Genomic DNA, 13236 nt, shown 5'->3' with positions numbered 1-13236 from the left:
GGGTTATTCGACCTCAATACTTTTTACTTTCAACGAATCGCCGGTATCCACCCGCAGGCGATCGCCATGACAATGCGGACATTGCGCGTCATGCCTGAGAATTTCCACCACCTGACTGCAATCCCAGCACCAGGCCTGGGCCGGTCTGTAGTCGATGTGCAATTCGCACCCTTGCGCTAAAGTCCCCTGGCAGGCGATGTCAAAGCTGAAACGAACCGCGCGCTCTTCAACGCACGAAAGCGCGCCAATCTCCAGCCATACGCCGGTGACGCGCGCCACGCCGTGCTGTTCTGCCTGCTGCTGAATAATTTCAACGGCGCTTTGGCAAAGAGACAGCTCATGCATTCTCACAGCTCCGACGGCCAAACAGCAACGCACGCCGGCTTGTCTGCGGCGCATCAGGATTGCTTACCGGCAGGGATAACAGCATCCGCGCGCAGTCATCCGCCAGCCGGACGCCCTCTTCCGGCGACAGGCTACGGGAAAGCGGCGACATCAACGAGCAGGCAAGATATTGCGAAACGCCTTCCAGTTCGCCAACGGTAAAGGTCATCGTGCCATAAGGCAGTTGCAGACCGAGTTTTTCACCGACGGTACGCCCGGGCCAGATCTGGTCCGGGCCAGGGAAGATTAATGCGCTTAACATCCACGGCGTAATTACCGTGCCCGTCCATTGTCCTTCAAACAACGTAAAATCAGAGACATGCACAGGCATAGTCGGATGCAGAAACGAAAGATCGTGCATCGAACGATGGGCTATCTCTTCAAATGCCGCCTGAACCCGGGCGACGGGCGCCGTGTCGAATCCGGAAAACGTTTCAGACATGCGCCGTCTCCTTAGGAATTGCTTCGACGCCGGATTCACGCAGCGCAGCAAGAACCTGCTCAAGCGCAGGTTCAATCATTGCCTCGACGGTTGGTGTTAAGCCGATGTGCGGTTCCAGCGACTGTGGAATAACGCCGACCAGGGTCAGTTTCTTCGGAAACTCGCCGGTAAAGCGGAGGGCCGACAATACGTCGGCCAGTCCAAGCTGATGGGGGGAGATTTTGTTGGTGAACAGCGCTGGAACTTCATCGTCGCGCAGTACCATAATGGTTCCCGGCGCGTTCTTTTTCGACACGATGGCGTCGGCAATGATCAAATGATCCCGACTCGCCATATCGCCAAGAAGTTCCATTCCCGCCGTACCGCCATCCAGAATCTCAACGAAATCCGGCAGGGTGTATCGTTGCTCTAACGCTTCAACAATACGCACCCCGATGGCTTCATCGGTCAGCAAAATATTGCCGACCCCTAAGACTAATATCCGCATTACAAAACCTTCACCGAGACCACTTCATTGCCATCGGCGTCCACCACGTGCACCGCGCACGCCATGCAAGGGTCGAAGGAGTGGATGGTACGTACCACTTCCAGCGGCTTCGCCGGATCGGCGATCGGCGTACCGACCAGCGACTGTTCGTACGGCCCCACGTCATCGTTGAAGTTACGCGGACCTGAGTTCCAGGTCGATGGCACCACTGCCTGATAGTTACTGATAATACCGTCTTTAATCACCATCCAGTGAGACAGCATACCGCGCGGCGCCTCCAGGAAGCCCACGCCTTTGAACTCGCCCGTCGCCGGAATGTTCGGCTTCACAAACGTGGTGTAATCGCCTTTGCCGATATTTACAATCAGCGCATTGTATTGATCCTGCAATATGTTTTGCAGTTCACAACAGTGAACGGTACGCCCGATGATACGACCCAGCGTAGAGTGAAGTTGCGCCATTTCCAGCGTTTTGCCGGTCAGCTTCTGATAAAGCGCAATGATTTCATTGAGCTTGGTCTGCGTGGATTCACGACCTGCAGCCAGTTTACACAGCATGTTCGCCAGCGGCCCGACTTCGACGGTTTTGCCGTAGAATGTCGGCGACTTGACCCATGAGTATTTACCGTCATCCGACCAACCGTCGTAAGCCGGGATCGTAGTGCCTTCCCACGGCGCCTGCGGCGCTTCATCTTTGTACCAGGCGTGCTTCGCGCTCTCCTGAATACCTTTAATCAGGAATTCGTCGGAGTGAGAGGTGATCGGACGGTATGTCGACAGATCGGCATTGGTAATGTAACCGCCCGGGAACAGGAAACTGCCGTTTTTACCGTCGGTCGGGAATTCCGGCGCGCTCAGGTAGTTCACCGCGCCTTTGCCGCGCTCCAGCCATTCCGGATAGTAGGCCGCGATGACTGCGGTATCCACTTTATACACCTGCTCGACAAAATCGCTCAGCTTATCGATAAACGATTTGATGTACATCAGGCGTTCAAGGTTCAACGTACCGATACTGTCGAGATTGATCGGGTTCGCCACCCCACCGACTGCCAGGTTCTGGATATGCGGCGATTTACCGCCCAGCAACGCCACCACGCGGTTAGCGTCACGCTGACATTCCAGCGCCTGCAGATAGTGGGCGACCGCAATCAGGTTGACCTCCGGCGGTAACTGCATTGCCGGGTGCCCCCAGTAGCCATTGGCGAAAATACCTAACTGACCGCTGGCGACAAGATCCTTGATCTTGTTCTGAACTTTCGTGAACTCTTGCGCGCTGTTCAGGTGCCAGCTCGACACGCCATCCAGCATCGCAGAAGCTTTTTCCGGATCGGCTTTCAGCGCAGAGGTAATGTCCACCCAGTCCAGCGCAGAGAGCTGGTAGAAATGGACAATGTGGTCATGGGTAGTATGCGCCGCCAGAATAATATTACGGATATACTGCGCGTTGACGGGAACATCAATATTCAGCGCGCTTTCTGCCGCACGAACGGAGGAGATCGCGTGAGTTGTCGTACAAACGCCGCAAATACGCTGCACAATCATCCACGCATCGCGCGGATCGCGGTTCTTCACGATCTCTTCCATACCGCGCCACATGGTGCCGGACGCCCATGCTTTGGATACGACGCCGTTCTCAATTTCGCAGTCAATGCGTAAATGACCCTCAATACGGGTTACCGGATCAATAGTAATTCTCTGGCTCATGCTTTGCTCGCCTCATGACGATTATGATCGTTTTGTTTTAAAGGAGGAAGTATCGGCAGTAGACGAATGAGTACGATGTATGCACAAATCTCAATAGCCACAAAACCAATAGAAATCAACAATTCTTCCCAGGTTGGGAAGTAGTGGTAGCCGCCACCCGGGTTGAATGCCACCAGCGAATAGGTCAGACGCCACGTCGCGCAGCCCAACAGCGCGCTTAGCGCCGACAGGTACAGCATACGAGAGTCATTACGCAGTTTCGCCACACGCAGCACCACTAACGGGAAGACCATCAGGACGACTTCAATCCAGAACATAGCGGAGTAAAAATCGCCGGCAAACGCATAGGACAGCTTGTCGCGATAAATCAGTTCGCCAAAGCGCAGGACGACGAAAATCGCCAGCAGCACGCTGATGGTATTCGTCAGCTTAACAAACAAATTTTTCTCATCCGGACCGTTTCCTTTCAGGCCTGCCTGAACCAGCGAACCCTCAAATATGACAATGGAGAAGCCCATGATAAACGCGGTCAGAACCGAGAACAGCGGCAGCATTTCATAGCTTTGCCATAGCGGATGCACTTTATAGCCCGCCGAGATCATCAATGACCCCATTGAGGACTGGTGCATCGTCGGCAGCAGCGCGCCCAGCGCGATAATAAAGAACATCACCTTATTCAGACGCTTGAGCGACACTTTCCAGCCCAGACGTTCAAACAGGGCAGGCGCAAACTCCAGCGCCATCACGCCGATGTAGATGGTCATACAGACCGCCGTCTCAAACAGTACCGAGTTCACGTTGAAGTGACCTGGAATGTAGAAGTACGGCAGGTTCCAGTAACGACCGACGTCGATAGTGATCGACAGGCCGCCCAGCGAGTAACCAAACAAGCTTGCCAGCAACGCCGGGCGCACCAACGGATGGTATTGCCCACGGTTAAAGACATACACCGCCCATGCCAACGCCCAACCGCCGCAGGCAAAGCCGGTGCCGATCAACAGGTCAAAGGCAATCCAGACGCCCCACGGGAAACCGCCGTTCAGGTCGGAAACGGAGCCCAACCCGAAGACCAGACGCTTCACGATAAGGAGCATACACAGGACGATTAACGGTCCAAAAATAATGACCGGTTTACTGATGATTTTTCCGCCCAGCGGTTTTGGATCATGACTCATGATCGTCTCCTCCATCGTGATGGTCGTTTTTGCTATTACGACGAACCAGCACGGTTAAGCCCGCCAGCGCAGCCAGGGGTAGTATCATGCCTTTATAAAGCGTGTGTTGAACATGCTCGGAGCGCGCTCCGGTTGAAAGGTCATCCAGCTTCGGCAGATCCAGATCTTCATAAGGAACGCCTGTCAGCACCAGCACCTGAGTACCACCGCCCTCTTTTTCACCGTAGAGGTGTGGGTAGTATTTAGGCACCGTATGCAGATAGGTGTCGTCCGTTTTCAACGTCTGGCGCGGATAGTGATATTCACTGCCTGGTTTGAGGGCCAGACGTTTTTTCGCTTCCGCCATCAGCTCTTCACGAGTACCGAAAATGACGGCCCCTGCCGGACAAACTTCCACACACCCAGGCAAACCGCCTTTATCCAGACGCTCAACGCCTTTCTGGTTACACAACTCACACTTGTGAAGCGCGCCAAACGGGTTGTTGTAGTCGTACTTAGGTACGTTGTACGGGCAGGCAACCATACAGTAACGGCAGCCGGTGCAGACATCTTTGTCATAGTGGACGATGCCGGTTTTCGGATCTTTTTTCAGCGCCGACACCGGGCAAACGGAAACGCAGTTAGGATCGACGCAGTGCATACACTGTTTCTTGATGTAGGCATAGCCGTTCTCTTCCTGATCTTTGTTCACGCCCGTGCCGCTACGCCATACCTGGATAATGTTATTGGTATACGGCGACAGTTTGTCGTTGTTCGACCAGGTCTGCTCCCCTTCCGGGTTACGCGCCGGGAAGTTGATATCCTGACACTTTGTGACGCAGGCCTGACAGCCCACGCACAGAGTGGAGTCATACAGCATGCCCAGCGAACCTGGAATCGGCGGACGGTTTTCTGCAGCCGCATGGCTGACAGACGGCGCGGCGCCCAACAGCAATGCTCCACCGGAGGCTGCTTTAATAAAGTCACGTCTGTTCACGGTTATTCTCCCCGTGAGTCAGCGTTATCTTTCTTTTGCTGACGCCCCAGTTCACGTACCGCCATCACGCTGACGCCGGCAACCAGACCGACTACGCCGCCAAGCAGACCGACAGCGCCCGCAGAGATATTGCCGCCTTCTTTCATATTGACGTCAGGTTTCTCTGAACGCGGAGTTTGGTTTTCGACATGAGCAAGCTGGTGAATGCCCTTATGGAAGCCGATACCTTCTTCGTTACAGCCATAGCAAGGATGGCCGATCGCCACTGGCCAGACGCCGCCAACGTCACAGAACTGTAACGTAGAACAGTTGCCCCAGGTTTCCGGCCCTTTACAGCCAAGATGGTAGAGACACCAGCCCTGACGGTGGCCTTCGTCGCCAAATTCTTTGGCAAAACGGCCTGCGTCGAAGTGTGGACGACGTTCGCAATGCTCATGAATCAGACGGCCATAGGCAAAGGTTGGACGATTTTTCGCATCTAGCTTCGGCGGCGTGCCGTAAGTGATGATATGCGCGACGGTCGCCAGGAAGTTATGCGGGTTTGGCGGACAACCTGGAATATTGATAACCGTTTTGCCCGGTAAGACTTCCTGCAGACTGACAGCGCCGGTTGGGTTTACGCCAGCCGCAGCAACGCCGCCCCATGCCGAGCAGGAACCGATAGCGATAATCGCGGCTGCGCCGTCGGCGGCTTTGCGGATGTGATCCACGATCGGCTCGCCGGCAACCATGCAGTAGATACCGTTATCTTTTAGTGGGATAGAACCATCCACCACCAGAACATATTGCCCTTTATACTTCTCCAGAGCGTTATGTTTGTTTTCTTCGACCTGGTGACCGAATGCGGCGGAAAGCACCTCGTGGTATTCCAGAGAGATAGTCTCCAGAACGAGGTTTTCAACGGTTGGGTGTGTAGCACGAAGCAGTGATTCGGTACAACCGGTACACTCCTGAGCGCCAATCCAGATAACGGGCGGACGCTGTGGATTGGATACCGATTCTGCCATTTCTGCGGCGGCTTTGCTACTGAGCCCCATAGTAGCGGCCAGTGCTGCACAAAGCTTCATGAAATCACGACGGTTAATGCCGTGAGAAGTGATGAGAGTATTATCTCCAGTCATTTTATAGTTATTCCGTTACGAAGACCTGGCTTTTATTTTGCACTGTTCGCGAAGAAGTTATTGCGATCGGTACGCCATTTACCACACTTTTTTTATGGTTATGTGCGCCATAATACTTCGACGGAACAGTAAAACGAAGGGAAGAGGCGATAGTGTAATTAATTAAAGCAAGATAATACCCCTGTTGGATCAACCTTCGAGTCGATAACCGGCCATAAAGAAGCGAACCGCCATCCCGGAATGATTCTCTTTAAAGAAATCCATCACCATTTCTTTATCCAGACCATAGCGACGCGTCAGAATTCCGGCCTCCCACGCGCTAAGTTGACGATCGCCGGTCTTTTCGAACATACGGTGTGTAAAACCCAATACAAAGCCACGTTTATACTCAGAACAGAAATTCACCGCATGATGCGCGCTATATGCATAAGGCGCGTGCAACCCGGCCATTAACCCTTTCCCAAAATGATTATTCATCTGACCTCCTTAGTCGCTATATAATAAATTATATAGCGACTGGTTAAATGAAGGCCAGCGCATTACGCGCTTTTTTGCTTCACATCAGAAGGAAACCCATTCATCAGTAGACTGTGCGGGAGCCGACGCCATTCTCTGAACGCCAGGCGCCGCTTTCGCCGTTACGCATTGTTGCGGCTCACTAGCGGAAAGCCGGAACTGCTGTACGGAGCGTTGCAAATCCTCCGTCTGCCGTTCCAGCGCCGCCGCCGCCGCGGAAACCTGCTCAACCAGCGCGGCGTTTTGTTGCGTAACGCTATCCATTTGCGTGATCGCCACGCCAACCTGAGAAATACCTTTACTCTGTTCTTCGGAGGCGGACGCGATCTGTTTCATAATCGTCGTCACTTCCGTGACGCCGCGCAGGATGGCGTCCATCGTCGCGCCGGTCTCCTGGACCAACTGCGCGCCCTGCGCTACGCGACGTACCGATTCGCCAATTAAAGCTTCAATTTCTTTCGCCGCCCCCGCGCTGCGGCTGGCCAGGTTACGTACCTCACCGGCGACCACTGCGAAGCCGCGTCCCTGCTCGCCCGCTCTGGCCGCTTCTACCGCTGCGTTCAAGGCCAGAATATTGGTCTGGAAAGCAATACTATTAATCACGGTAGTAATTTCGGCGATCTGCTGCGAACTGGCGGAAATACCGTTCATTGTTTCTACCACATCGGAAACCAGTTCACCGCCTTTTCCTGCCGTTAGCGAGGCGGCATCCGCAAGCTGACTCGCCTGGCGAGCGTGTTCGGCGTTCATTTTCACCGTTGCGGTAAGCTGTTCCATGCTGGCGGCCGTCTCTTCCAGCGCAGCGGCCTGTTCTTCCGTTCGGGAAGAGAGATCGTTATTACCGGTAGAAATTTCCGTCGCGCCGCGCCAGATATTGTCGCTTCCGGCGCGGATCGTACTCACGGCTTCGCGTAAACTGTCCTGCATCGCGCGCAGTAGCGGCACCAACCGGCCTACGCAGTTACGCCCCAACGCTTCAATCGGCTGGCTAAGATCGCCTTGCGCGATGCGCTGAAATTGCTGACGGATGCGCTCCAGCGGTTTCACCATCATTGCAACCAGATAGCGATCGGTAAAAATCAGGATAGCAATGCCCAGAATCACCGCCGTGATAAGCAGGATGCGGATGGTATAGGTTTTACCATCGACCATCACACGTGTGTTATCCAGCATGGCGCCAGCTTCATGACTAAACCGTTCCGCGCTGGCGCCGAACGCGCGACTGAGTGCGGGCGTGACCGTACTGGCATGTTCGCTCCAGGCGGTCAGCGATCCTTGCTGCGCCAGTTGCATTTGAGGAACGACGCCTTTCTCCAGCAAGGCCTGCCAGTTGGACAAGACCTCCCTTGAGATATCAGGGTTCATCGGCCCTGGCGATAGCGCTTTCATCTCCTCCAGCTTCTGACGCATATTCTCGAGCGACTGTCGGGCGGGCGCAAAATCGGGCGTGCCGCCGCCGATTTTTACATCCATCGCGCGGCTAAGGCGGGTAACAAAGCGGAAATATTGATCGTTACCCTGGCTTAGCACCGTCATTTGCCGCACAAGATGCCGGTCAATATCATTTCCTTCCGAAACTTCGGATAAAGCATGGACGCTGTATAACCCCACCCCCGACCAGAGTAGACAAAAAAGTCCCAGTATCGTCAGCATGACCATACGAATAGTAAAGTTTTGCAGCAAACGCATATGAATTTCCTTGCTGAATATAAGAGATTAGTCATCAGACGATGACGCACTCTCGTTATCGGCAAGGCGCGGAGAATATATAATGCATTCTCCATTTTTTTACAGTTATCGCCGTTCACGTACCCGCAGATGTTATATATCTGTGAACGCAGAGAAAATCTTTTAGTCTTATTACTGAGTAAATGAATAGATGTAGTAAAAATATTGCGTAAGGCTGCAGGGAGACGGTTATCCACCGTTAAAGAAGCGCTGTTTTACAGCCGGGCTCAGCGTCCTTTGCCCGACTGCCCCGCCGTTGACGGCGGCTCAATGGTTATGCCGCGTCAATCTGTCCAGATAGCCCATAACGAATGCCGACAGGACAAAGGTCAGATGGATGATGACATACCACATTAATTTGTTATCCGGGACGTTTTTCGCGTCCATAAACACGCGTAACAGGTGAATGGAAGAGATAGCGACTATTGATGCCGCCACCTTATTTTTTAGCGAAGTCGCATCCATTTTCCCCAGCCAGTTCAGCTTCTCCTTGCCCGCAGAGATATCCAGCTGAGAGACAAAATTCTCATACCCGGAGAACATGACCATTACCAGCAATCCGCCGACCAGCGTCATATCAACCAGCGATAACAGCACCAGAATCAGATCGGCCTCCGCCAGGGCAAAAACGTTCGGTAGAACGTGTAGAATTTCCTGGAAAAATTTTAGCGCTAAAGCGATCAGCGCCAAAGAGAGGCCAAAATACACCGGCGCGAGCAGCCAGCGAGACGCATACATTACATTTTCAAGAAAGCGTTCCATAGGGACCTGTCAGGTAACTAAAACCAGCAACAGTATATCTCAACCATGCAACATCAGATCAACATGCAGTTAAATCTCATCCGGTTTAACCTGTGGGCGCTGATATTCCGGCCATACCAGCGCGACCAACGCCGGGTAGGCTTCAAGACTGAACTCACGAAAACACTGGCGTAAATTAAGGACGTCCAAATCCGAATACGGCACCTTTTCTCCGTTCAGACAACGCTTCTTAATATTGTCGTAATACTTATAAACGGCAGAGTTAAGGTCGCTGCAACGACGCTGTGCGTCAAATAATCCAGGCGTTTCATTCAACTCAGTCATTGTCATTCGTTTTATCGTTGCATGAAGGAAATCGATATATTCATGGTTAACGCGCCAGTACCATACCGGCGTTATCGAATTCATTAATACTGAGAAATGATCTTCGCCCTCTTCCTTTGTCATGGGTTCAGTTTGATTTAAATTTACGACTTTTCCACCAGGACGTTTTTTATTAACCTCCCACATCAGGAAGAGTATCGCGCCGGTCAGTAATAGCAATGTAATAACAGAATAAAAAATACTGTTCATAGCAGGCTCCATTTTTTTTGATTTTAAAATTACACCATGTTATTGTCAACGAAACCTACACTATTAAAAATAGTATACCACTGATCGTAAAGGATATTTAGTCATGCTTCCTGAGCATCTGGTTTCCTCTCATTTTCGCCTGTCATCGCCGCCCCCTGAAGCCACAGAAAACAGTAAAAATTTGCCTCAGGGAAAGACAAAACTCAGCGATTTCGAGCCCGATATTTTAATTAGCGCTAACGCTGCCGGGCAACACAGAAACGTATTATTTGAAGAACGCGACCGTCATATTAAAGAACGTCTGTATTGCGTGGCTAAAATTGAAACGTTTGCCCGCCTGATAAACGCACTACAGGCAGAAGGCGATATTGATGCCCAAACGCTAAGTAAAATACTGGCGGATAAAACCGCAATGATAAATGAAAAAGGCAATGCCATTTGGCTTAATTTAATCACTCGCGAAACCAATATGCCGCTATTTTATTCACTGGAAGATAAAGATGAAAGAAGTTGAAGACAATAACGTTTATTTGGCTTTAGACAACCATAAAAGTGATGAATTTATCTTAAAGCAAAATCTTGCAGCGCTAATCGCCAGCAAAAATGCCACCCTGGAAAAGGTAACGCAGGAGGTGGTATCCATACCGGCGGCGTTAGTGCGCCTGAAGTGGCAAAACCGACGGGAGATGTATGCGTTACAGGTCAAAGAGGAGATTTATGGCGCGACCATCAATGCCATTATCGAGCAGCATCCTGAATTACGAGACAAAATTATGTCTCGTCTTGAAAGTGACTGGCAGCATCTGCTGGCTCGCGAGACGGCAACCTTACGTCTGATGCGTAAGCTTTCCGATGGCGACTACCGGACGCGCAACGTCACCACCGTCGCACGGCAAGAAAAATAACCTTCATGGCTAGTTAACTCTGTTGTGAATACGGGCGAAGCATAAGGATCGTTCTGATTCTCTCTCTTACGGTAGTAAAAGTGTCTACGCTTAAAGGGTGTTCAACCTGAAGGGAGAAGCTCAATGTCTCATCTATACGACCCTACCACGCAGTATTACACCGGCGAGTATCCTAAGCAAAAACAGCCGGCGCCCGGCGTCCAGGCGAAAATGACGCCTGTTCCTGACTGTGGTGAAAAAAGTTATGTCGGCAGTGGTCGCCTTAAAGATCGTAAGGCGCTGGTGACAGGGGGCGACTCCGGGATTGGGCGCGCTGCCGCTATCGCTTACGCGCGTGAAGGCGCAGATGTCGCGATCAACTATCTGCCAGCGGAAGAAGAGGACGCCCAGCAGGTTAAAGCGCTGATTGAGGAGTGCGGCCGTAAAGCGGTGTTATTGCCAGGCGATCTTAGCGACGAATCTTTCGCCCGTTCGCTGGTCCATAAAGCGCGTGAAGCGCTGGGCGGGCTGGACATTCTGGCGCTGGTGGCCGGTAAACAGACGGCAATCCCGGAGATAAAAGATCTGACCAGCGAGCAATTTCAGCAAACCTTCGCCGTTAACGTTTTTGCCCTGTTCTGGATAACCCAGGAAGCGATTCCGCTGCTGCCAAAAGGCGCCAGTATTATCACGACGTCGTCTATCCAGGCGTATCAGCCCAGTCCGCACCTGCTGGATTATGCGGCAACCAAGGCGGCAATCCTCAATTACAGCCGTGGCCTGGCGAAACAGGTGGCGGAAAAAGGAATTCGCGTGAATATTGTTGCGCCTGGCCCTATCTGGACAGCGCTGCAAATTTCCGGCGGTCAAACCCAGGATAAAATTCCGCAGTTTGGCCAGCAGACGCCAATGAAGCGGGCCGGCCAACCGGCAGAGCTGGCGCCGGTGTATGTCTATCTGGCAAGCCAGGAATCCAGTTACGTTACCGCAGAAGTGCACGGCGTGTGCGGCGGGGAGCATTTAGGCTAACGCATGAAGTCGATTAATATGGCGCACTTCTGTTACGCAAGGCGCCATCTTAGGCAATAAAAAAGCCGGGTGGCGACTTCGCCTTACCCGGCCTAAAGCATCAGCAGAATACTTATTTCGCTTTCGCGGTCTCTTCGCCGACCAGACCAATCTTGAGATAGCCCGCCTGATGCAGCATATCCATCACTTTCATCAGAGTTTCATACTCTACGGTTTTATCCGCGCGGAAGAAAATCGTAGTATCCTTTTTCCCTTCCGTCAGGGCCGTTAGCTCGGCAATCATCGTATCATCCGTCACCGGATCGTTACCGATAAACATGGTGTTATCCGCTTTCACCGACAGATAAACCGGTTTTTCCGGACGCGGCTGTGGCGTACTGGTAGAAGCGGGCAGATTCACCTTGACGTCTACCGTCGCCAGTGGCGCAGCCACCATAAAGATAATCAGCAGAACCAACATGACATCGATAAACGGCGTCACGTTGATTTCATGCATTTCGCCGTTGTCATCCAGGTTCTCGTTAAGACGCATTGCCATGACGCATTACCCTACCCGTAATTTCTGCGCGGCGCGTACCGGCTGCGCACTGGCGCTCGCATTCAGATCGAGATCGCGGCTTTGCAGCAGCAATACCTGCGCCGCCACGTCGCCCAGCGTCGCTTTGTAACTGCCTATCTGACGTGCGAAGATGTTGTAAATGACGACCGCCGGGATCGCGGCTACCAGCCCAATCGCCGTCGCCAGCAGTGCTTCCGCAATACCAGGAGCAACCACCGCCAGGTTGGTGGTCTGCGTTTGCGCAATACCGATGAAGCTATTCATAATGCCCCATACGGTGCCAAACAACCCGACGAAGGGGGAAATGGCGCCGATCGTCGCCAGATAACCGTTGCCTCGTCCCATGTAGCGGCCAACTGCCGCGACGCGACGTTCCAGACGGAAGCCGGTACGTTCTTTAATCCCTTCGTTATCTTCGCTGCCCTGAGAGAGTTCCAGTTCATTCTGCGCTTCATTGATGAGCTGTGCGCTGAGGCTTTTTGCGCTGAAACCTGCCGCAATATCGGAAGCCTGATCTAAGGAGCGCGCATCGGCTAATTGCAATTGTTCGCGCTTTAAGCGGCGCTTTTGCGTGAAAAATTCAACGCTTTTACTGAAGAAGATAGCCCAAGTGACGACTGACGCCAGAATCAAACCAATCATCACGCACTTCACGACAATATCGGCGTGCTGATACATGCCCCAGACGGAAAGATCCGTCTGCATCAAATTATTACCCACTCTGTATCTCCAGGACGCAAATCACAAAATCTGAGCATAATAATATCAAAACAACGTCGAATTGATAGTCGTTCTCATTACTATTTACATACTGCCGCACCTTTACTGCTTTTTCTTTGCGCTTACGCATTAAAAAAGCCACCTGTTTTTATTTTGGCAAAATTTTCATCTGTATCA

The 13236-nt window shown here is 52.3% G+C and carries 16 protein-coding genes; 3 read left to right on the top strand and 13 right to left on the bottom strand.

The window, feature by feature from the left end; all coding sequences use genetic code 11:
* Positions 1-3: 3 nt before the first annotated feature.
* The 11 genes from hypA to ACLJQD_RS01230 all read right to left on the bottom strand — a co-directional run bounded on the left by hypA (position 4) and on the right by ACLJQD_RS01230 (position 9867).
* Positions 4-345, bottom strand: a complete 342-nt coding sequence (hypA, locus tag ACLJQD_RS01280; protein WP_000544945.1) for a hydrogenase maturation nickel metallochaperone HypA — start codon at positions 343-345, stop codon at positions 4-6.
* Positions 338-826, bottom strand: a complete 489-nt coding sequence (hybE, locus tag ACLJQD_RS01275) for a hydrogenase-2 assembly chaperone (protein ID WP_000004951.1) — start codon at positions 824-826, stop codon at positions 338-340. The genes hypA and hybE overlap by 8 nt, the downstream gene beginning before the upstream one ends.
* Positions 819-1313 carry a HyaD/HybD family hydrogenase maturation endopeptidase gene (locus ACLJQD_RS01270; protein WP_001221962.1) on the bottom strand — a complete coding sequence of 165 codons (495 nt, stop codon included), beginning with the start codon at positions 1311-1313 and terminating at the stop codon, positions 819-821. Before ACLJQD_RS01270 ends, hybE begins: the two co-directional genes overlap by 8 nt.
* Positions 1313-3016, bottom strand: a complete 1704-nt coding sequence (gene hybC / locus ACLJQD_RS01265) for a hydrogenase 2 large subunit (protein WP_000083044.1) — start codon at positions 3014-3016, stop codon at positions 1313-1315. The genes ACLJQD_RS01270 and hybC overlap by 1 nt, the downstream gene beginning before the upstream one ends.
* Positions 3013-4191 carry a Ni/Fe-hydrogenase cytochrome b subunit gene (gene hybB / locus ACLJQD_RS01260; RefSeq protein ID WP_000017678.1) on the bottom strand — a complete coding sequence of 393 codons (1179 nt, stop codon included), beginning with the start codon at positions 4189-4191 and terminating at the stop codon, positions 3013-3015. The genes hybC and hybB overlap by 4 nt, the downstream gene beginning before the upstream one ends.
* Positions 4181-5167, bottom strand: a complete 987-nt coding sequence (gene hybA / locus ACLJQD_RS01255) for a hydrogenase 2 operon protein HybA (protein WP_001081721.1) — start codon at positions 5165-5167, stop codon at positions 4181-4183. The genes hybB and hybA overlap by 11 nt, the downstream gene beginning before the upstream one ends.
* 2 nt (positions 5168-5169) lie before the next feature.
* The gene (gene hybO, locus ACLJQD_RS01250) at positions 5170-6288 is read right to left on the bottom strand and encodes a hydrogenase 2 small subunit (protein WP_000145429.1); all 1119 of its coding nucleotides are present in this window, start codon (positions 6286-6288) and stop codon (positions 5170-5172) included.
* A 189-nt stretch (positions 6289-6477) separates the two neighbouring features.
* Positions 6478-6765 (bottom strand): DUF2623 family protein, encoded by a 288-nt coding sequence (locus ACLJQD_RS01245; protein WP_001059119.1) that lies wholly within the window; start codon positions 6763-6765, stop codon positions 6478-6480.
* A gap of 84 nt (positions 6766-6849) precedes the next feature.
* Entirely contained in the window at positions 6850-8493 is a 1644-nt protein-coding gene (locus ACLJQD_RS01240) for a methyl-accepting chemotaxis protein (protein ID WP_001238430.1), read from the bottom strand.
* Between the two features lie 306 nt (positions 8494-8799).
* On the bottom strand, positions 8800-9294 hold the full coding sequence (locus ACLJQD_RS01235; RefSeq protein ID WP_000439335.1) for a TIGR00645 family protein: 495 nt from the start codon (positions 9292-9294) through the stop codon (positions 8800-8802).
* 69 nt (positions 9295-9363) lie between these two features.
* On the bottom strand, positions 9364-9867 hold the full coding sequence (locus ACLJQD_RS01230; protein WP_017441059.1) for an ESA_00282 family adhesion-associated protein: 504 nt from the start codon (positions 9865-9867) through the stop codon (positions 9364-9366).
* 103 nt (positions 9868-9970) lie between these two features.
* Here ACLJQD_RS01230 and ACLJQD_RS01225 point away from each other — a divergent pair, with 103 nt between their 5' ends.
* The 3 genes from ACLJQD_RS01225 to ACLJQD_RS01215 all read left to right on the top strand — a co-directional run bounded on the left by ACLJQD_RS01225 (position 9971) and on the right by ACLJQD_RS01215 (position 11780).
* Positions 9971-10381 (top strand): hypothetical protein, encoded by a 411-nt coding sequence (locus ACLJQD_RS01225; RefSeq protein ID WP_000936447.1) that lies wholly within the window; start codon positions 9971-9973, stop codon positions 10379-10381.
* Entirely contained in the window at positions 10368-10772 is a 405-nt protein-coding gene (locus ACLJQD_RS01220; protein WP_000665656.1) for a hypothetical protein, read from the top strand. The genes ACLJQD_RS01225 and ACLJQD_RS01220 overlap by 14 nt, the downstream gene beginning before the upstream one ends.
* Before the next feature lie 123 nt (positions 10773-10895).
* Positions 10896-11780 (top strand): SDR family oxidoreductase, encoded by an 885-nt coding sequence (locus tag ACLJQD_RS01215; RefSeq protein WP_000019032.1) that lies wholly within the window; start codon positions 10896-10898, stop codon positions 11778-11780.
* A 112-nt stretch (positions 11781-11892) separates the two neighbouring features.
* Here the strand turns inward: ACLJQD_RS01215 and exbD are convergent, their stop codons facing one another.
* A complete protein-coding gene (gene exbD, locus ACLJQD_RS01210; RefSeq protein WP_001251476.1) occupies positions 11893-12318 on the bottom strand; it encodes a TonB system transport protein ExbD in 426 nt (141 codons plus the stop codon).
* Positions 12319-12324: 6 nt separating this feature from the next.
* A complete protein-coding gene (gene exbB / locus ACLJQD_RS01205) occupies positions 12325-13059 on the bottom strand; it encodes a tol-pal system-associated acyl-CoA thioesterase (RefSeq protein WP_000527859.1) in 735 nt (244 codons plus the stop codon).
* Between the last annotated feature and the right edge of the window lie 177 nt (positions 13060-13236).

This window comes from Salmonella sp. SAL04214, assembly GCF_046550615.1.
GTDB lineage: Bacteria > Pseudomonadota > Gammaproteobacteria > Enterobacterales > Enterobacteriaceae > Salmonella > Salmonella enterica.
This window is presented reverse-complemented; position numbering and strand designations above follow the sequence as displayed.

Excerpts from the sequence above, each read along its gene's own strand:
- ACLJQD_RS01215 (WP_000019032.1), top strand. The coding sequence starts at position 10,896 with ATGTCTCATCTATACGACCCTACCACGCAGTATTACACCGGCGAGTAT.
- hybC (WP_000083044.1), bottom strand. The coding sequence starts at position 3,016 with ATGAGCCAGAGAATTACTATTGATCCGGTAACCCGTATTGAGGGTCAT.
- ACLJQD_RS01225 (WP_000936447.1), top strand. The coding sequence starts at position 9,971 with ATGCTTCCTGAGCATCTGGTTTCCTCTCATTTTCGCCTGTCATCGCCG.
- exbD (WP_001251476.1), bottom strand. The coding sequence starts at position 12,318 with ATGGCAATGCGTCTTAACGAGAACCTGGATGACAACGGCGAAATGCAT.
- ACLJQD_RS01245 (WP_001059119.1), bottom strand. The coding sequence starts at position 6,765 with ATGAATAATCATTTTGGGAAAGGGTTAATGGCCGGGTTGCACGCGCCT.
- ACLJQD_RS01240 (WP_001238430.1), bottom strand. The coding sequence starts at position 8,493 with ATGCGTTTGCTGCAAAACTTTACTATTCGTATGGTCATGCTGACGATA.
- hybE (WP_000004951.1), bottom strand. The coding sequence starts at position 826 with ATGTCTGAAACGTTTTCCGGATTCGACACGGCGCCCGTCGCCCGGGTT.
- hypA (WP_000544945.1), bottom strand. The coding sequence starts at position 345 with ATGCATGAGCTGTCTCTTTGCCAAAGCGCCGTTGAAATTATTCAGCAG.
- ACLJQD_RS01220 (WP_000665656.1), top strand. The coding sequence starts at position 10,368 with ATGAAAGAAGTTGAAGACAATAACGTTTATTTGGCTTTAGACAACCAT.
- ACLJQD_RS01235 (WP_000439335.1), bottom strand. The coding sequence starts at position 9,294 with ATGGAACGCTTTCTTGAAAATGTAATGTATGCGTCTCGCTGGCTGCTC.
- ACLJQD_RS01230 (WP_017441059.1), bottom strand. The coding sequence starts at position 9,867 with ATGAACAGTATTTTTTATTCTGTTATTACATTGCTATTACTGACCGGC.
- hybB (WP_000017678.1), bottom strand. The coding sequence starts at position 4,191 with ATGAGTCATGATCCAAAACCGCTGGGCGGAAAAATCATCAGTAAACCG.
- hybO (WP_000145429.1), bottom strand. The coding sequence starts at position 6,288 with ATGACTGGAGATAATACTCTCATCACTTCTCACGGCATTAACCGTCGT.
- ACLJQD_RS01270 (WP_001221962.1), bottom strand. The coding sequence starts at position 1,313 with ATGCGGATATTAGTCTTAGGGGTCGGCAATATTTTGCTGACCGATGAA.